Genomic DNA, 20,190 nt, shown 5'->3' with positions numbered 1-20,190 from the left:
TGAAGCAAGCGCACTTACTCTTGAATCCACTTTCACAACCGATGAGCTGATTAGGGTCTCTTTCTAAATACTATTCTCTTTATTGATTATACTATCCGGACCCCACGAAAACCATAAAAAAAATTGATTATAGCTCTAGGATACATTAATTGCTTCGATTAGAGCAGGGGACAGGCTCCATGTCTTCAAACCATACAACATGAACTATCCCCTGCATTCACTTTATCCGAATCCATGATTTCCTTTGACTAGGCTTATGTTGTTGTCAAATTCTATTTACCGACTATATGCTTTCCGGCAATATAGCCAAAGGTGCCGGCCGAGGCAATTCCACCGGTATAAACTTCTCTGAAAATACCTGCACAAGGGGGGCAGGCATAGAGATTAGGAATCGGAGTTCTTTGAACATCAAGAACTTGAGCATTTTCGTTAATAGCAAGACCACCGAAAGTATGGTAGATATTCGCGGTGACAGGTACAGCATAGAAAGGGCCTTGGGCAATCTTATTGTGATTGAGCAGCCTGGGAACTTCAAGACTATCTGTGGTACCGTTATCAATGGCCTTATTGTATTCGTTAATCGTTTTCAAAAAGGCCCCCTTATGCATACCATGAATTTCTTGGCACTTTGCAGCCAACTCCTCAAGAGTCGCGGCTTCTACAACTTTACCCCCCTGATCCTTATACATTTTAAGAATCGCTTCGGAACCCGCCACTTTGTCATGAATGGCCTTGTCACCAATCATAAAGGCCATCGCTCTTTTTTGCTTTAATAATTCTTGAGGGAGTCTGGCGTATTTGGCTTCGATGGGAGATGTCTCATCTGCAAAACGTTTTCCTTGAAGATTGACTAGAACACCTGTGGTCTCATCAGGGAAAAGGAAGTTGACCCACATGGGAACGGCAGGGCGCCCGCCGCCGATGCCTGGCAGGCTTTGAGGATCGCCGGCACGCTTTTCCTCATAGACCTCCGGATCATCTTCAACCGCTGGCCCTGGAACAATACCGGAAAAAGTTCCAGAGAAGGTTGAGAAGTTTCCCTGTGTCATGGCTCCAACACCTTGGGCCATAAGCATTCCGCTTCCCGTATTATAGGGAGTTCCCATATTGCGGGCTACATCCCCATTAGGTCCAATATACTTGGCCATTAATCCCTTATTGGACTGGAATCCACCCGTTGCTAAAATAACGGCTCCAGCCTTAATGAAGATGGCCTTGGATTCGCCTTTCTTTATCGCCTGAACACCGCAAGGGATGCCAACCTCATCAATGACAAGGCGTAAAACCCGTGTCTGGGTCATGATTCTACTGCCTTTACCTGTGACGAAGTTCGCCAAAGCATCAAAATAGGCCTTATGCCTAAGATATCCCGGTTCGCCGGATCCTAGCCCATAATCATTATTGAACCCCTTGCCCCCCGGATGCTTTGTGAGAGGAATACCGTTTTTTTGTAACCAAGGAAGATATACTTGCCTAAAGGTTTCTACATACTTTTTAGCAAGTACGGGATCATGCAATTCTTCAGTGTGTTCTTTGTACTTTTCCCATGTGTCTAAACCCCAAGAATGGATGGTGCCGCCTGAATAAGCAGAACCGCCACCAAGAAAAGCACTAATTTCGCAGAGGATGACTTTTTTACCTTCTTCCGCGACAGCTGCAGCTGCGCTTAATCCGCCATTACCGCCACCGACGACGACAACATCCGTTTCCTGATCCCAAACTTCGGGAGCCGCTACCGGAGCAACTGCCTCCGTATTATTACAACCGACTAGAAAACCGGATCCCGCCACGACTGCAGCACCGGCAGCGGCCCGTTTAATAAAATCTCTTCTGTTAATAGTCATTACGATTCCCTCCTGGAATTTTTAGGATTAATTAAATCGTTCTTATTGGGATTTTGAAAGATTTTTTGGGGATGCTTTGACAAGGGTACACTTTCACAAACCATCTTGAGTTTTACCGTTTTTTCCTCTTGCACTCCTTTTAATCTCATTCCATTTACCTCTTTGGTGCTATGGATTTACTGCCCCTGCTCACTGTGGGAGCAGCTGTTATGAATTTTTCTCTTCCCTCCTTTATATACCTACTAAAGACTTCCAACCCCGAAGAGTGATTTGACATCTCTATATAATGCAAAAACTATGCCAACTTTATCTCTTTAAACTGGTTTGTTTAAAATGGCACTTTAGTAGGCTTTGGGAGCTCTCCCTTGGATTTTTAAGTATTATTCCTTTGTGAAAAAATTACACAAGATCATATCTGAGTATTTTTGTAACAGCTACTTGTTGCATTAAGGATGAGTATAAAAGGCCTTGCCCAAATCGAAAGCGCTCTTAGGTTTGGGACAGTCATAACAAAAAAAGAAGAATTAGCTTTCCTAATTCTTCTTTCCTTGTCTTATTCCTTATCGCTTTCAGCCGTTTCTTCCTTTTTACTCTCGGCCGGCTCTTCTTTTTTGCTCTCAGCAATTTCTTTTTTCTTTTTCTTACTATCATCCTCTGAAAAATCGGTGGCATCTTTAAATTCTTTGATCCCTTTACCCAAGCCCTTACCCAGTTCAGGGAGTTTTCCAGGTCCAAAAAGAATCAGAGCAATAACCAATGCAATCACCGCAACAGTAGGAGTGATCATAGCAAATGTTACCATATCTTCACCTCAAGTCAATATTTCATATACAAGCATTATATACATATCCAGCATGAAAAATCCAGAGAAAGTTCTTTTATTTTAATTCGACGACGGTTACTCCAAGATCCCCTTCCCCATGCTGCCCTAAGCGGAAGGATTTGACATGGTGATGCCCACGCAGGAATTCATGAATCCCCAGTCTTAAGGCTCCTGTCCCTTTTCCATGAATGACGTAAACTTGGCCAACACCTGTTAGTACGGCGTCATCCAAGTATTTATCCAATTCATAGCTGGCCTCTTCCACCATCATCCCCCGTAGATCGATTTCCGTACGAATGGTTTCGGCTTTTTTCATACCGACTTTTCCCTGTCCGCCTACGGATCGGGTGGGCTTGGCCACCTTCTCTTCCTGGATCAGCCGGATTTCACTGAGAGGGACATTCAGCTTGATCACTCCTGCCTGGACGAAAATCTCCCCTGAAGCATTGGGAAGCTTAAGGACCTGTCCTTTTTGCCGGAGCTTGGTCATATACACCATCTGTCCCAATTTAATCTCTTGGGGGTCCACTCCCTGAGTGGCTCTAGCCGGAGTATCTTGTTCTCCCACCTTATTGGATAATTTACGAATCCCTTGACGGGTCCGTTCAATAGCTTGTTGATCCTTTCGCTCCTCTTTAAGGGCAAGCTTCAGCTCATCAATAAGCCTCTCCGCTTCTCTCCTTGCTTCCCGGACAATCTCTACGGCCTGATCTTTGGCCATGGCCATAAGCTCCTGATACTCGTCCTCCAGCTTTTGGGATTTCTCCTTCAGGCCAATACTTTCTTTCTCAATAGCCTGACGCTCCTCACGCGCCCGGCGTTTTTCCAAATCAATCTCCCGTTGAGTATCCTCAAGGTTTTCGATTAAATCAGCTACCTGCATTTCCCGCTCTGTAACGAAGGTTCGCGCCCTGTCCAAAACCCCTTCCGGCAATCCCAGCCGTCCGGCGATATAAAAGGCATTGCTTTTGCCGGGAATACCTACCAGCAAGCGATACGTAGGCCTTAGGGATTCCGAGTCAAATTCTACAGAAGCATTTTCTACCCGGGTCGTATTATAGGCAAAATTCTTTAAAGCTCCATAGTGGGTGGTGGCTACAATTCTTGCTCCCCGTTCATGAAGTTCAGCGATTATCGCCATAGCCAGTGCAGAACCTTCCGTAGGGTCGGTACCCGCTCCCACTTCATCAAGCAGGATGAGGGAGCGCCGGTCTGCTTTTTGCACAATCTCGACAATATTTTTCATATGGCCACTGAAGGTACTTAAGGACTGTTCCACACTCTGCTCATCCCCAATATCTGCAAAGATCTGGGTAAAAACCCCCACCCGGGAGTCCGATTCGGCAGGAATATGCAAGCCGCACTGCGCCATAGCTGCCAAGAGTCCAATGGTTTTCAACGCTACCGTTTTTCCGCCGGTATTGGGGCCGGTGACCACCACTGTATCAAAGCGAGTCCCTAATTGGATAGTTAAGGGTACCACTTTTCCCGTAAGGAGAGGATGCCGTGCCTGAACAAGGCTTATCTCCTGCTTTTCGGTAAGAACCGGAGCTCCTGCATTCATTTCCTCACTGAGCCGCGCTTTAGCTAGAATGAAATCCACCCGGGCCAGAGCTTCATGAGCATCGGCAATGGCTTCTGCTTCCCCTTCCACACGGGATGAGAGGAGTAAAAGAATCCGCTGGACCTCCCTTTGTTCCTTAAGAACGACTTCCCGCAGCTCATTTCCCAAGTTGACCACAGCCATGGGTTCAATATAGAGGGTCGCCCCACTGGCCGATTGATCATGGACGATGCCCGGAAAGGATTGGCGATATTCCTGCTTGACCGGGACTACATAGCGCTCCGAGCGCTGGGTAATAATAGGATCCTGGAGAATCTTTTGGTAGGCGGGGTTGCGAATGATTCCATCTAAAGTTTCCCTTATCCTCGTCTGCAAGCGGGAAACACCCCGGCGCAAATCCGCCAAAGCGGGGGAAGCTTGATCCGCTACCTGACCATCCTCCGTAATACAGCGGGTAATCTCCTCCTCTATACCCTTGGGCAGAATAACCTGCTCCATGATTCCTTTAAGATGAGGAACCTCTGTTTTCCCTTCTTGAAGACTTTGCTTTATGATGCGGGCTGCTTTTAAAGTATCCCGAATATGCAGCAGCTCATCCGGTGTTAAGGTCCCTCCCTTTAAGCACCGTTCCAGATAGGGTCGAATTTCTCGAGCTCCCCGTACCGAAAAAAGCGGATTAATCCTCAGTATACTCTTGCCTTCACCGGTTTCCTCCAGGGCCCCCCGCACCAAATCCAGATGAGGATAGGGCTTTAACTGTTCTACCAATTCCCGAGCCCGGAGCATAATGCACTGGCTGGCAAGCCGTTCTAAGATTTTATCGAAGTCGAGTTTCTTAATTACCCGTTCATTGAGTACCATGTTCTCTGGTTTTCCTCCCTTTATCTTTGACTCACGAAACCACACCTCGGAAGTAATGCCCCTTGGTGAATCCCTCCGGAAAACGTTCCCCAAGATAAGCACTGACCTTTTCTGCCTGTTCCTCGGATAGACCCTCCCCTTCGAGAGCTCTCCCCCAACCTTCGAGGAAGACTCGCACCGTATCCCGAATTTGGACGGGGGTTGCCCGGTCCAGTTGCAAACGAATCCGTGCCACGCCCATTTTGGCGAGGCTGTCTAACTCCTTGTATAGATTTAACCTCTTTACATTATAGAGATGCATCCGGCAATCCAAATCTGTCTCAATGGGGAAATCATAGTTTAGCCGATCCCTCAAATAATGAGGCTCCTTCACACAGGGCACCGTGCATTTTGACCCTTTTTTGCCTCCCAAAGTAGCACCCACAGGGCAATATTCGCTGACCATCATCTCCATATCCCCGAAGACAAAAACCTCTGTCCTGGGCCAGCGAGCTAAGGTTTCAATCTGACTGCGCTCAAGCTCTGTGGATAGGGTTACCCCTTGAGCTCCTAAACGGAGGAAATGGGCGACAGCTGCTCCATTAAAGATATTGACGGGATAATCCACCTCAAAGGGCCAATCCGGATCTATAGCCTTCGCCATCTCCAGTTCACCCAGGTTGGAAACCATAATGGCAGGCCGGTCCTCCCAATCCTTCACTTTAAGTAAGAGCTCATACCACCAGGCGCTTTGCTCCTCATTCAATATCCGGGGCAAGCGCAGGATACTCGTCCCTCCCTGCTCCTTGCAAAGCCTTACGCCGGCTCGAATATCCTCAAAGCTCATTCCTTTGCGGGAACGCCAACGTTCTCCTCCCATGGCAATCCGCTTAGCGCCTGCCTTTAAAGCCGCCTTCACTCCCTCGAGATCGCTGACGGCAACGGTTAGGCCCATTGCTGCAGAAGCGGAATCCCTTCGGTAATGAACTTTTCCGCACTCTTGAGCAGACCCTATGAGCTGGTCCCGCTCCAGCTTCAGTCTATTTTGCCATTCTTCACGTCTCCGGTTATAGACTTTTCTGGTGACTTTTTCTTTGATACGGGACTTATGGAGCAAGCTTTCAATAGCTGACCGCCGCATCTCATTAAGCTCACTGACCGGCAGCATGAGCCCTTCCTCCACCTCTAGGTTCAATTCCTCCAGCCGGAAGGGAGTCGTCCCTAAGCGCCCCAGCTGCTGGAAGACATACTCCCGGGTTAGGGCCCGTTTCATGGCCTGTTGAGCCGGAGTTGCTGAATTTATCCGGACATGTTTATCCCGATCCCAGGCCTCCAAAACCAAAGGCTCCCCGATCGAGCCTGATAAGCGCATTTTCAAGGGACGCCTCCGCTGCTCTCTGCCCTCTTGAAAGCTCTGGCGGGCTTTTTCCATTAATAGCTCATCATGAGTTTTAAAGACCCGGTCTCCGGGGTGGGATTTACCCGCAAATTCGATCTGAACGATATCTCCCGGTTTTCCTTCTTCGATCTCCCTCTTGCCTTGCCAAACCTTCTGGACCGTGATCCCTTCCCGGCCCCGGCTTGTCCAGACCTCGATTCCGTCTCCAGGTCTGAGGTACGCCTCTAGTTTAATCTCCAGTTGATTGCCTTTATTCCGGACAATCCTGCCCAGACGGATCCCCCTATTGTTGGGGCGGGCATAGCTCATCAGCTCCGCCCCAGGGTGACTATGGAAATAAGCCTGGGAAAAATCCCGATTAAAAATCTGCAGCAGTTCGGTCTTTTCCTCTTCCGTTACCCCTGACCCACCGTTTATGTCCTCCTCTTGAGAAAGCACGTGATCCAGGGCACGACGATAAATACGAATGACTGTAGCCACATACTCCGGCCTCTTCATCCGTCCTTCCACTTTCAAGGAATAGGCCCCACACTCTTTTAAATTGTCAATCTCCTCCACAAAATTCAAATCCCGTGGACTCAAGAGATGATTACCTAAGTTAGCCTCGGCCAGCACATCCTTTTTCTCTTTATTCATCAGCTGGTAGGTCAACCGGCAAGGTTGAGCGCATCTTCCCCGGTTCCCACTTCGGCCCCCAATATAACTGGACATCAAGCATTGACCAGAGTAGCAGATACATAAAGCCCCATGAACAAAAACCTCAATATCCAGAGCTGTCTTCGCCGAAATGGCCTTCATCTCTTCCGCCGTCACTTCCCGGGCAAAGACCACCCGCTGAAAGCCCAGCCTTTCCACATGACGAACACCCCAGGTCGTATTGATGGTCATCTGGGTACTGGCATGACGCTCCATCTCCGGCAAAACACTGCGGACCATTTCCGCCACTCCAATATCCTGAAGGATTAGGGCATCCACCCCAATCTCGTATAAACTATAAATATAATCGTAGAGTTCAGGAAACTCCTGATCGGCAATCAAAATATTCACCGTTACATAAACCATCGTTTCCCGCTCATGGGCATAGTGTACCACCCGCCTCAGTTCATCCAGATCAAAATTAGCCGCACTGGCTCGAGCATTAAAGCTCCTTCCCCCCAGATACACCGCGTCGGCCCCATTCTCTACAGCAGCTTTAAAGGCCTCATAGCTCCCCGCCGGAGCCAGGAGCTCCATAGGGGCCCGGCCTTCCTCCGAATCCATAATCTCTGACATTCTACAATTCCCTCATTCCTAATATCATCCTCACGATCCCCGGCGTCACATCCTCCAGTCTCTCCCACTGTGGCCATTCCACCGGCTTGTTGGACCAGCCCAGAGCAGGCACCGGATTCTGAGTATGACCTTTAACACTAAAATCCTCTATATTCCCATGATCACTGGTTAAAAGCCAGGCCACATCCTCATGGCGGACCAGGTCCATAAAACCCCCAATAAACTCATCAATCTGTTCAACTAAGGCCACTGCTTTTTCCCAGTCCTGTTTATGACCACGCACATCCGTCTGGAAAAACTCATAAAGGGTAAAATCATAGTCCAAAGCCAGGCGGCCCAAGTTTTGCCCTGCTTCGTAAGGAGCTATTATCGGTATATCCGCTTCTTGTTCCAGCTCTCCGAGAATCTCATTGGTCATATCCTGATAAACCCCTTTTCCTTGCAACAGATCCTCTACCTGACGTAAACGCACCCCACCTGCCAGGGCAGATAAGGTAGAAGCAGTATGTCTCCTCTTCCCGGAAGCTATAATCTCATCATAATGACGGGTAAATGTATTGGCAAACGTCACCTTCTTACCTTGGTCGGCTAACTGTTTGAAAATGGACTTTTCTCTTATAATCTCCGCCAGTTTTTCATTGGGATAAGCATTGAGGTGAAAGCCCAGTGCCTTCGCACCATTTATTCCTGTCCATAAAGTAGTCTGGCCTGTAGCACTTTGAGGAATCCCGGTCACAGCCAAGGAGGGGTCCAGGGGTGTAAAAAATACATGCTCCTTCTTAATCCGGCGCTCATGCCCCCAGAGTAAATGTCCCCCCAGCAATTCATCCAAATGGGGAGTGCGGGCAGCGACAATCGGGTTATCCTGCTCTGTGCCCAACCCAAAACCATCAAGAAAAATCATCACAAAGTGCATTGAACCCACCCTCTACTCTCTATAATACACCTATTTAGTTTATCCAAAAAGCTGCAGAAAAGCCAGTTCTTATCGAAACTAAAGCCGCGGCCTTCACTACGGAAGAACGCGGCTGAGCTTCACTTTGTTCATGCCATTATTTTTTCGAAGACTAAACTGTCTACCCATTTTCCATTGACGTCCATATCGTTTTCAATTCTCTTCGTCATCACAAATCCGTTCTTCTCCAAAACTCTTTGCGAACCCCTATTATCCAGGGATGTTCCTGCTTCGATTCTCCTAAACTTATAATATTTAAACCCCTTCTCCAACGCCATTCTCACAGCTTCTGTAGCATAGCCCTTTCCATTTTCATTCTTACCAATTCTATACCCCAATTCTGCTGTTCGAGTTTCATCATTTCTTATGGAGAAGAAATTGACTCTTCCCACCATTTTCCCGGATTTATCTCGGATAATATACATATAGCATTGGCCACACTTTTGTTCTTCGATTATCTCCTTAATGATCTTATAGAATATTTCGGTTTTGTAATATTCATCCCCTCTTGAAGGTAATGTTTCTTCAAAATAAGCTCTATTCTCTATCTCGAAATTATAAATCTCATGTGCATTTTTTTCTGATACCAATTCCAGACTTATATCCATACTAATTCCCCCTATGAGGTTCTTTCCAAAACAAGGTAATGATAATACCAAGAACCATAACGGCTGCTGCGAAATAAAAGGGATAATCGATCTCCACATCGAACAGCATCCCCCCGATGATCGGACCAAAAATATTTCCCAGACTGGTGAACATGGAATTCATTCCACCAACGAAACCTTGTTCATTTCCGGCTATTTTTGAGAGGTAGGACGTTACTGCAGGCCGGAAGAGATCAAAGCCGATGAAAGCCAGAGTGGTTACAAGCAGGATCCACACATAGTCATGAACAACGGTTAACAAGAAAATAAGGATTCCGGATAGAATCAGACTATACCGAATTAACTTGATTTCACCCCATCGCCCTGCCAGCCTATCGAAAAGCAGGATCTGAATCAATGCTCCAAGCAAAGCCCCCCCGGTAATCACAAAAGCAATTTCTTTGGGCGTAAACAAAAACTTGCCATCGACGAAAAGGCCGAAGAAGGACTCAAAAGCCGATAAACCAAAGGATGCAATCAGAATCAAGGTGAACGCAATAATGTACATAGGAGCCAGCATACGCTTAAGGCTCGTCTTAAGCTCTGGAACCTCTTCAGCCGTTTCACTTGGCCGTTCGGGTTCCTTCAATAAAACGATAGACAATAGGGCCGCGACAGCACCGAGTGCCCCCGCGAAGAAAAAGGGGGTGCGCGTACCAAAATCCGCTAAAAAACCACCGATACCCGGGCCGATAATAAACCCCGTGTTGATGGCTGCAGACATATATCCAAGTGCCTTAGGCCGTTTTTCTAAGGTTGTAACATCAGCAATAAAGGCAGTCACAGCAGGCATTATTAAAGCTGAGCTTACACCCCCTAATATCCGAGCAAGGAACAACACTTCAATTTCTTTTCCTAAGCCAAAAAGCACTTCAGAGAATCCAAAAAGAAATAACCCTGCCACCAGAACCTTTTTCCGCCCCATTTTATCTGCAGCTTTACCGGTAAAAGGTGAACATACAAGTTGAGCGATGGCAAAAGCGGCAGTTAAATAGCCTACTACAGTACCGTTCACCCCTAATTCTTTCATTAGGGTTGGTAATACAGGGATGACAAGACCGATACCTAAAAAGGCAATAAAAATGTTCGTCAGCAATAAGGCTAAAGTGGTCTTCTGATCATTCATGCTGTACTTTTCTCCTCAAAACCATGTTGAATAAATTTCTTCTCATGCTCAATAATATAAACCCTCTAGCAGCTAGAGGGTCAATAAGAAATTACAAGTATCGTTTCATACTATCTTTTCTTAGAGCAATTGCACCTTTAATTCGACCATGAATTCATCTTCTTCTTGCTGGGAGTATCTTGTTGGCATAAAAAGTTCATAGACATGATCTGCTACAGGAAGTTTGTTACTGTGGATATAATGATATAGTCGCTGATAATGCTCTATATACTGATCAGGGTGATACCGAAAAGCAACGCACATAAAACGGCTTTCTGACATCAAGCGGATATTCCCCTTATAGGAGGGATTCTTGTTCAACCGATCGGTCATCAATGGGGTGAATATATGGGTGCATTGAACCTCATCCATAGAATTATAGTCGAGAAAAGGATATATACATCCATAATGACTGCTTATTGTACTGCCTTCCGATTCCAACAGCTTAATCAAGACACTGTAATAGGCACTGGGAATATCCGGCAAAGCGTAATTCTCGATTGGTAGTGTGAGTATACATAGATCTTCAGTTTTCTCAAATACATCTGTAGACAAGGCGGCCTTCATTTGCTTTTGAAACTGCTTCTTCGTTTGATGCAAACTCTTTTGAATTTCTTGCAGCCTCTGTATTTTGCCTTCGATAATATCCTCTTGATGCTCAAGGAAGCCAAGGAGCTCAGCAGAAGTATAATTCAGAACGGCTTTTATCTCTTCCAACGGAGTGCCGACGAATTTAAGTGATTTTATCATATCCAATATATACAATTGAGATTCTTTGTAATAGCGATAATTGGTCTGCGGGTCCACATGAGCCGGTTTGTATAAATTAATTTGGTCATAATAACGTAATGTTGGAATTGAGATATTCGAAAGTTCAGCTATTTGACCAATAGAATAATACTGTTCTTTCATTACTCCTCCAATCTTGGAATCCTACCCTATCAGTATCCGAAAAAGGACTCATCCACTCATTGCAGCTAAATCCCTTACCTTACGAAAGATAATGCTTATCCCAATAAGACTTGATGTCTGTGCTAATACTGATTAAATCCCTAGTCAAAGGCTGCACGGGAGAATTCATAATCTCCGCCGAAGTGTTTTCTTCAATAATTTTACCATCACATAGGACAAGTATTCGGTCACAAATTTCACTGGCAAGAAGAATATCATGAGTTACCATTAAAAAAGCTGTATTTTTCTTTTTAACGATGGCCTTTATGACTGAAACTATTTCACCTTTAACCTCTTGATCCAACATGGAGGTCGGCTCATCAAGAAGTAAAAGGGAAGGGCTGGTTATTAAAGCCCGGGCAATGCCTACACGCTGACGTTCCCCTCCACTTAATTGCGCAGGGAGACGATTCCCGTAAACTCCCCAGCCGAGATTAACAAACTCAAGGATTTCTTCCACTTCTCTTTGACATTGGCGGAAGCTTTTTCTCTTTTTCAGAAAAATAAGGGGTTCGGCCACAGCTTTTTCAACAGTCATTGTCGGACATAAGGAGGAATAGGGGTCCTGTCCGACCAAGCCAATGGAGGGGGACTTATGCACACTGCCTGAATCCGGTTTAATTTGACCAAGAATGATATTAATTAGAGTCGTTTTACCGCATCCACTGGGACCGATAATTCCAAGAGATTCTCCTTCATGCAACTCAAAGGACACATGATCAACCGCTTGAATAATATGTTTCTTTTTACCTTCTTTGCGGATGAATTGTTTACTAACATTGTTCACGTGAAGACAACTCATTTCAGCTCCACCTTTCGATCAGAAATAGTGTTGCCTAGTTCTGCATCATGACTGATAAATAATAATGTCATATTCATTTCCCGTTTCATGCGAAGAATAGTTCCCAGGACATCAGCTTGAACCTTAGTGTCCAGTCCGGTGGTGGCTTCATCAAGAATGAGAATTCGGGGCGTATAGACCATAGCCAGGGCAATGGCAGCTCTTTGTTTCATTCCACCGCTCATCTCGTGGGGATAGCAGCTAAGTACCTGTTTATCAAGGTACACCAGCTCCATAAGATACTCTTCGCGTTTCTCCATTTCCTTTTTTGAGACAGTGGGATCTTGGAGGATTATCATTTCCCGGAGCGATCTGCGAATGGTATAAACAGGGTTGAAGGAGTTCATGGAAGATTGGGGCACAAGGGCAATCTCTTTCCAGCGGATTGCCCGAAGCTCTGCTTCTGTACTAGTAAGCAGATTTTTTCCTTGATAGCTTATTTCTCCCCTTGACTGAGCGTGATAATCGGGCAGCATGCCCATGATAGCGGCCACAATAGTGCTTTTACCCGAACCTGAACGCCCGCGAAGGCAGAGAATTTCTGATTCATAGAGATCAAAACTCAAATCCTTAATAATCGGGTCAACATGATTATCGTAGCGAATCGAAAGAGATTTTATTTGCAAGATTGCTTTGCTCATAACCCACTCTCCACTCGTACATCGCTCTTAGCTTCCAGACTGTAAGTAATCATCATAAGACTCATACTGACCAGGCAAATGCAAAGACCTGGAGGAATAATCCACCAAACCCAAGCGCCTGTTAATAGTGCATTCTTGGCTTGCGCATAGTAAATGATTGATCCCCAACTTTTCGCAACGGGATTGCCAAGGCCAAGGAAACTCATGGATGCTTCAGATAGAATACCGGATTTTACACGAGTGACTGCCCGATAGAGAATTAAAGGTACAAGCTCGCGCAAAACATGATGAGTTAATACATAAACATCGCCGGCACCCATGCCCTGAATAATTTTAATATAAGAGCTACCTTTAATCTCCATAGTTGCCGATCGCAAAACACGGGCCACTCCGGGCCAAGACATAAAGCCTAAAATGATGGACATACTCCAAAGACTGCCTTTTGTGAAAGCAGCTAATATAATGACCGCCGGTAAAAAAGGAATTGTCAAAAAGAAGGTCGTGATTTTCATTAAAAGACGATCAGCGGCTCCTCCATACCATCCCGAAATAACCCCTACTAAAACAGCTATCATCATAGCGACGCTGGCTGAAAGAGCACCAACGAGTAACGAATTGCGTGTACCATAGATGAGCTCGCTGAAAATATCCTGACCGATGTCATTCGTGCCAAGAATGTGGGCTGAACTTGGTTTTTGAAAATTTGCTCCCACCTGTTGATAAGGTGAATAAGGTGCGATCTGCTCAGCGAATACGCCAATTAGTATTAAGAATGAAAGTAAAAAAACACCTATTATGCCAATCATCTTACTTTTCATCAGCTACCTCTAAAGTCGGATCAATTTTGTGGTACAAAAGATCGGCCACAAATAACGCCGCAACCGTTAAAAGAGAAGAAAATAAAAAAGTATATTGAATCAGCGGGTAATCTCGAGCAGCAACAGCATCCCGCATCAGCACACCCAAACCGGGGTAAGAGAACACGGTTTCGACCAATACCGAGCCACTTAAAAGATAACCCACATCCATCATCAACACAGTAAATACAGGGATCAAGGTGTTTCTCATAATATAGCCTAGATTAATCTGCATGGGGGGTATTCCCCTAAACTTTGCCATCTTAACATAGTCTTCACTGATAGTTTTTAGGACACTATATCGAGTCGTTGAGAAGTAAGGCATAAGTGATGTAATGACTAAGGCCGTTGCCGGTAAGGTAAGATGCTTTAATAAATCCAGAATATATGGCCATCCCTGGAGATCACTCCACATCGAATAGGCACCATAGGTTGGAAACCATCCTAATCTCGCACCGAATACGGCCAATAATAGGATGGCTATCCAAAAAGGTGGAATGGAGCTGATCAGGACAGTTCCTAGAACAATAGAAAGATCGCGATTCTTTTTCCGCCGCAAAGCGGAAAGGGCTCCGAGAAAAGACCCGATTAATACTGAAAAAAACAAAGTGACCGACGATAAGAGTAACGTCCATAATATCGCCGGTTTTATGATTTGGTTTATGGGCAAGCGTTTGGAGAAGGAAATACCCCAGTCTCCTGTCACAAGATCGGAAATGTAATATCCAAACTGTTCATAAAGAGGGGCATTTAAATGATAGGCATCAAGAATACCCATTTTCTCCTCAGCTGTCATCTCGGCCACACTTTCTCCCATCAGGGTTTTGACCGGAGAACCCGGCAAAAGGCGGGGAATGAAAAAGTTAGCAATAATGATGATAATAAGAATAATGGTGTAGTGGGCTAATTGCTTCTTCAACGCTTCATCCCCCTTTTGCCATATTTGGAACGATTAATAATGGTTATCCTATTTCCCTAAAAAGGAGTGAATGTTTATGACATTGGTGCCTTTTCCAGCTTTCCAACCCGAGTATTGGGTGGTATTGCAAGCCTGAAGGCCATCATCATAACCAAAATTTACCATACCGGGGTCTTCTGCTATAACGTTCTGAAGTTTACGAAGAGCACTATATAATTCCTCCGTTGTTTTGGCCGTACTGAATTCGGAAGCGATAATTTGGTCAAACTCTGAGTTTGTATAACCACATACATTGGATGTTCCGATGCCTAAATCACCAGAGAATAAGGACACGAGGAAGTCGAGGTTTGTGCCGATGCTTGTACCCCAACCCCACATTGCAAAGTCATAATCTCTTCCTTTCGTTACATCAAAATCCGGCCATACAAAGGCATCGACAGTATCCATTTCCATCACTTTGATCTTCATTTCTATTCCCACCGCTTTAAGCTGTTCAGCGATCATTTCAGCGGTACGAATACGTGTGGTGTTCCCGGAGTACACCAGTATTTCAAATGAGCAGGCTTGACCATCGGGTGTGAGACGGATTCCATTGGCATTTTTCTTATCAAAACCCGCTCCATCTAAGATTTCGTTTGCTTTTCCCGGGCTATAAGAGTACTCAAGGCCTGTAACAGAATAGGGCAAATCCGGTCGGATCAAACCCTTTGTTCCCACTGTGGCATATTCGCCATAAAGGGTTTTCATGATGCCATTGACATCAATAGCATAGGTAAGGGCTGTACGGAATTCCTTTGCATCCATAGGTGCTCTGCTATTATTGATATTCATAATTAAAGGTGCAAAACCGGCGCTTGAGAAAACTTCAATCCCTTGCGCCTTATTAAATGTCTCAACCATTTCAACGCCAATATTCGATGTTGCGGCAGCCAGCTGACCTGATAGAAGGCCTTGCTGTATGGCTGTGTTGTCTCCTATAATCGGCATATTGATTGCCTTTACTTTGGGAGTCCCTCTAAAATAGTCTGCAACAGCTTCAAGCTTATAATATTCCCCAACCTTGTACTCACTTAGCTTGTACATTCCGCTGCCAATTGTTTCCGATATCAACGTGGCATCAGCCGCGTTCTCATATTGATTTTTGGAGATGATGCGCATGGCGCTCAACCCACTTCTGAGGAAATTTATATCTGAGGACTTTAGATTGATGGTAACGGTTCTTTCATCAACAGCTTTGATATCTTTAATTTTATTGCATATTTTACGTAAGCTTGAGCTTTTCTGAGTACCTGGGTATGTAAAAGAAAATACGACATCTTCCGAGGTAACAACTGTTCCATCATGAAACTTTTGCCCTTTAAGGAGTGTGAAGGTATACGTCGAAAAATCATTCTCAACCCTGTAATCATCTTCCACCATCCAAGGGATAATCTCATTATCAAGATCCGTTGTAAACAGTGTATCATAAACTAAACGATTGACAATCAGTCCGGTTGAACTCAGATAGGTAAAGGGTGATAGACTATTTTCATCTTTAGAAATGGCAATGGTTAGTATTTCGGCTGTTTCATTATTTGCCCGACTCTTGGGATCCGCTGAATTGACCTTCTCTGCAGAGCAAGCAGCCAATGAAAGGACCATTATACATGCGAGTGCAAGGCTTATTATCTTTTTCATTCTATCCTCCATTTTTCAACCTTTAATGACGCAGACATCTACTCTTAAATAAGCAAGTTATCAAGTACAAAATGTCCATCTCGTCTGTACGGTTCAGCATAAAGTGCTCGGCAATGGCCTGTTGAAGCAGGATACATATAAAATGCCTTGTCCATCTCGCGCTTCCAGAGCATTCCCCGCTCCAAGGGGGACTCAATATCCTCCCAATTAGGGACCGCCATTTTCCGCTGTCTTAGCTGTTCAGGGGTTTCCTCTTCTTTTTCGCCAAAATAAAGAAGCTGGGCTTCAAGGGCATCCATAGCCGCACATTTTTTCTCCCATACAGGCAGGATATCGACCACACAATTAGGGTGCTCAGGAGTCATATAGTAAAGTGTCGCACTGCGGGCGGGCTTAAGGCCAGGCAGCTCATCCAGAGCATATGCTCTGCCGGCAAGGGCAATGGCTTCCAGAACAAGGGTCATGAATGGCCTTCTTCCAGGATCAAGGTCACTCACGCAATGCTCTGGATCTTGGGTAATAATAATGTCCGGTTGGAAAGTGCGGATGATTTTGATGAGGGCAAGCTTCTCTTCATAGGAAGCCGAGATCTTTCCTGCATCCATATTCAAAAACTCTACAGAAGTTCCGAGGATTGCCGCTGATTTTTTTAAGTCCTCTTGCATCTTTGCACTGGCAAAGAGAATTGCTGCATGGGAAATACCGCCCGCATCGGCATTTTTGCATAGTGCCCCCCCACACTCAACAACTTCCATGCTATAAGCACCTAGCAAGAGCATTCTTTTTCCTGATTCCATTTTAACGCTCCTCCTCTAACATAATTTATTAGAAAATAAAAAAAGCCAAATTATCATCACGTTCTCGCGATGGCAATTTGGCTTCATACCAAATAATATACAGACCTTTTAAATTAAGAATAATCAAACTATCTTGTGTATTAGAGTATAAGAAATATTTATCCCTGTCAAGCCTATTTTTTTCTGGTTTCTTTTCCAATCGTCAAAATTTCTGACCGAAAAATGCATTCGTTCCTACGAGCAAAGGCGTAACAATTAACGTTACGCCTTTGCTCGTATAGCTAATAAACCAATCCTTAATTCCTATTCTTCTTGAGCTTCAATGAGCTGCATGAGGGTTTCTTGTTCTTCCCTGATTTTTTCTAACTCGTCAGCCAGATTCAGAGCGGCCAGGATAGCGATTTGATGAATGGCTAGACGTGGTGTCCGTTGGGCAATGAGACGCATCTTTTTATCCACTTCACGGGCAACCTTCAGAATGTGCTCTGGGCTTTCCTGTCCGCGAATCACATGTTTTTCCCCAAATATCTCCACAATGACTTTTTCATTTTCTTCAGCCATATGACACCCCCCAGATACTATACTATTTTCTCCAGGCAGCTCCAAATTCCTTTTCGATTCCTTCAAGAACTTGCTGGTTTAAGGCATTGACCTCTTCGTCCTTCAGGGTTCGATCCAAGGCTTGATACTTCAGCGCAAAGGCAAGGCTCTTACGATCTTCGGGAATGGGTTTCCCGGTATAGACATCGAAAATATTCACCTGGACCAAAAGTTCCCCTCCCAGCTCTTTGATCCGTTTCATAACATCTTGGGCGGAGACCTCCTGAGAAACTACCACAGCCAGATCTCTCTGCATGGCCGGGAATTTAGGAATGGAGAAGGCGCGAATGGTCCGATTGCCGGCCTCTATCAGGGGAACCATGGCCAGTTCAAAAATCAAGGCCCTTTCCAGCTCCCACTCTTTGCCTAAAGCGGGATGAATCTCGCCCATCAAGCCGATCTTCTCCCCGTTGAGGTAGATATCTGCGGAACGTCCCGGGTGAGTAAGTTCCTGATTATTAGGCAGCCGATACTCGAACTCCAGCCCAAACTCACGAGCCACTTCCTCCAGGATCCCTTTCACTGTATAGAAATCATACTCCGTTACCGGGGTTAGCCAATGACGGGAGGATTTGCCCCAGATAACCCCAGCCAAATGCAGCTCCTCATGAGGAAGCTTAACCAGAGGGCGCTCCTTGCTCTTATAAATACTGCCCATCTCGAAGAGACGAATATCCAGGTTCCTGCGGGAGATATTCCGTGCCGCGATCTCCATAATACTGGGAAGTAAAGCGGTCCTCATCACACTTAACTCTTCCCGCAGGGGATTCAGCAAAGGAATAGCCTGCTCCATATCCCCAAATTGCCGATCAGCATCCGGGCGAGTGAAGGAATAAGTCATAACCTCATTCAAACCCAAACGAACCAGGAGATGGCGCAAAGTACGCTTAAACTCCTGCTCAGGAGTTCTCCGTCCCTGGGTTTGATCCCCTTGAGGCAAGGTAGTGGGAATGCGATCGTAGCCTGTCAAGCGGGCTACTTCTTCGATCAAATCTTCTTCAATGGTAATATCGGAACGATAGGCAGGAATCTGAACTTCATATCCCCCATCTTTTTCTTCATAAGGAAAACGCAATCGCTTGAGAACCTCAGTAATCTCTTCCTCAGTGAGAGTAGTTCCCAGGAGGGCATTGGTCTTTTCTACAGTAAGGGAAACCGCCACATGCTCTGAGAGCTGCCCTGCTTGTTCGATAAACCCTACCGGTTTTCCGGCTCCCAGTTGGATAACCAGCTCAGCCACACGGCCTAGGGTTGCCGCTACACCATGAGGATTGACCCCTTTTTCAAAGCGATTGGACGCCTCTGAGCGCAGTCCCAAACGACGGCTGGTACGGCGAATGCTTACACTGGAAAAATGAGCGGATTCTACGAAGATATTTTTGGTGGAGTCGGTAATTTCACTATTTAAACCACCCATGACCCCCGCCAAACCAAGGGCCTTTTCATCATCTGCTATGAGCAGCATTTCCGGATCAAGCTCCCGCTCCAGATCATCGAGGGTTACCAGTTTCTCACCGGCCTGAGCCCGACGAACATGGACAGCACCGGCGATAGCATCCCGATCAAAGGCATGCAGGGGCTGCCCCATCTCCAGCATAATATAGTTGGTAATATCCACTATATTGCTGATAGGGCGCACTCCCGCTGCCTTAAGACGTTTCTGCATCCACTCCGGAGAAGGCTCAATCTTGACATCCTCTACGACTAAGCCGGCATAACGACGGCACAGCTCCGGATCATCCAGGACAATCCTGGCATTGGGATCCACCGGATAATCCGGGCCTTTTGTCCCCTCCGCCCATGTCGGCAGGTGAAGAGCTCCCCCTGTCAAAGAGGCCACTTCTCGCGCCACATTCACCATACCCAGGCAATCGGGGCGGTTGGGATAGAGCTCCAGATCCAAGACGCAATCTCCTTCACCGAGAACGGTATCCAAAGTTACTCCCAAGGGAGCATCTTTCCCTAAGATGAGAATGCCGCCTTCACTGCGTGGGTCTCCCATCTCTGAGTCCAAATGAAGCTCCTCAGTGGAGCAGAGCATTCCCGAAGATTCCACTCCCCGCAGCTTAGAGACTTCGATATGAACCCCATTGGGGAGCGTGGTTCCCGGTAAAGCCACCGGAATCCGATCCTTGACCAATAAATTCTGGGCTCCTGTGACGATGGTCGTGGACCTGTCTCCCAGATTCACTTCGCAGATCCACAGCTTATCCGCATTAGGATGACGCTCCATACGGGCAATCTCACCGACCACGACTGCATCCAGACCTTGATGCAGAAGCTCGACGCCACCGACCTCGATCCCCCCTCGGGTTAAGATCTCTGCTAAATCCTCAGCAGTCTGATCGATATCCACATAGTCTCGTAACCATTCCAAACTGACCTTCATACCCCTGCC

At 46.0% G+C, this 20,190-nt stretch carries 16 protein-coding genes; all 16 read right to left on the bottom strand.

Annotated features, from left to right (window positions below; genetic code table 11):
• Positions 1–272: 272 nt before the first annotated feature.
• The 16 genes from DESDE_RS01035 to pheT all read right to left on the bottom strand — a co-directional run bounded on the left by DESDE_RS01035 (position 273) and on the right by pheT (position 20,181).
• Positions 273–1,844, bottom strand: a complete 1,572-nt coding sequence (locus DESDE_RS01035) for an FAD-dependent oxidoreductase (protein ID WP_014792190.1) — start codon at positions 1,842–1,844, stop codon at positions 273–275.
• 553 nt (positions 1,845–2,397) lie between these two features.
• Positions 2,398–2,646, bottom strand: a complete 249-nt coding sequence (gene tatA, locus DESDE_RS01030; protein ID WP_014792189.1) for a twin-arginine translocase TatA/TatE family subunit — start codon at positions 2,644–2,646, stop codon at positions 2,398–2,400.
• A gap of 76 nt (positions 2,647–2,722) precedes the next feature.
• Complete coding sequence (locus tag DESDE_RS01025) at positions 2,723–5,092, bottom strand: endonuclease MutS2 (RefSeq protein WP_014792188.1); 2,370 nt, start codon at positions 5,090–5,092, stop codon at positions 2,723–2,725.
• 31 nt (positions 5,093–5,123) lie between these two features.
• A complete protein-coding gene (locus tag DESDE_RS01020) occupies positions 5,124–7,742 on the bottom strand; it encodes a U32 family peptidase (RefSeq protein ID WP_014792187.1) in 2,619 nt (872 codons plus the stop codon).
• A 1-nt stretch (position 7,743) separates the two neighbouring features.
• Entirely contained in the window at positions 7,744–8,658 is a 915-nt protein-coding gene (locus DESDE_RS01015; protein WP_014792186.1) for an alkaline phosphatase family protein, read from the bottom strand.
• Between the two features lie 128 nt (positions 8,659–8,786).
• The gene (locus tag DESDE_RS01010) at positions 8,787–9,305 is read right to left on the bottom strand and encodes a GNAT family N-acetyltransferase (RefSeq protein ID WP_014792185.1); all 519 of its coding nucleotides are present in this window, start codon (positions 9,303–9,305) and stop codon (positions 8,787–8,789) included.
• Position 9,306: 1 nt separating this feature from the next.
• Positions 9,307–10,470: a multidrug efflux MFS transporter NorA gene (gene norA / locus DESDE_RS01005; RefSeq protein WP_014792184.1), complete on the bottom strand. Its 1,164-nt coding sequence runs from the start codon at positions 10,468–10,470 to the stop codon at positions 9,307–9,309.
• Between the two features lie 120 nt (positions 10,471–10,590).
• Complete coding sequence (locus DESDE_RS01000) at positions 10,591–11,421, bottom strand: MerR family transcriptional regulator (protein WP_014792183.1); 831 nt, start codon at positions 11,419–11,421, stop codon at positions 10,591–10,593.
• Positions 11,422–11,500: 79 nt separating this feature from the next.
• Complete coding sequence (locus DESDE_RS00995) at positions 11,501–12,262, bottom strand: ABC transporter ATP-binding protein (protein WP_014792182.1); 762 nt, start codon at positions 12,260–12,262, stop codon at positions 11,501–11,503.
• Positions 12,259–12,942 (bottom strand): ATP-binding cassette domain-containing protein, encoded by a 684-nt coding sequence (locus tag DESDE_RS00990; RefSeq protein WP_014792181.1) that lies wholly within the window; start codon positions 12,940–12,942, stop codon positions 12,259–12,261. The genes DESDE_RS00995 and DESDE_RS00990 overlap by 4 nt, the downstream gene beginning before the upstream one ends.
• Entirely contained in the window at positions 12,939–13,760 is an 822-nt protein-coding gene (locus DESDE_RS00985; protein ID WP_014792180.1) for an ABC transporter permease, read from the bottom strand. Before DESDE_RS00985 ends, DESDE_RS00990 begins: the two co-directional genes overlap by 4 nt.
• Positions 13,750–14,718, bottom strand: a complete 969-nt coding sequence (locus tag DESDE_RS00980; RefSeq protein ID WP_014792179.1) for an ABC transporter permease — start codon at positions 14,716–14,718, stop codon at positions 13,750–13,752. Before DESDE_RS00980 ends, DESDE_RS00985 begins: the two co-directional genes overlap by 11 nt.
• A gap of 48 nt (positions 14,719–14,766) precedes the next feature.
• A complete protein-coding gene (locus DESDE_RS00975) occupies positions 14,767–16,395 on the bottom strand; it encodes an ABC transporter substrate-binding protein (protein ID WP_014792178.1) in 1,629 nt (542 codons plus the stop codon).
• Positions 16,396–16,439: 44 nt separating this feature from the next.
• Positions 16,440–17,192 carry a PIG-L deacetylase family protein gene (locus tag DESDE_RS00970; RefSeq protein WP_014792177.1) on the bottom strand — a complete coding sequence of 251 codons (753 nt, stop codon included), beginning with the start codon at positions 17,190–17,192 and terminating at the stop codon, positions 16,440–16,442.
• Positions 17,193–17,495: 303 nt separating this feature from the next.
• On the bottom strand, positions 17,496–17,753 hold the full coding sequence (locus tag DESDE_RS00965) for a cell division protein ZapA (protein ID WP_014792176.1): 258 nt from the start codon (positions 17,751–17,753) through the stop codon (positions 17,496–17,498).
• 22 nt (positions 17,754–17,775) lie between these two features.
• Entirely contained in the window at positions 17,776–20,181 is a 2,406-nt protein-coding gene (gene pheT / locus DESDE_RS00960) for a phenylalanine--tRNA ligase subunit beta (protein WP_014792175.1), read from the bottom strand.
• Between the last annotated feature and the right edge of the window lie 9 nt (positions 20,182–20,190).

The sequence above is a fragment of the Desulfitobacterium dehalogenans ATCC 51507 genome, assembly GCF_000243155.2.
Taxonomy (GTDB): domain Bacteria; phylum Bacillota; class Desulfitobacteriia; order Desulfitobacteriales; family Desulfitobacteriaceae; genus Desulfitobacterium; species Desulfitobacterium dehalogenans.
Note: the sequence above shows the minus strand (reverse complement) of the source record. Positions and strands in the feature narration are given on the sequence as shown.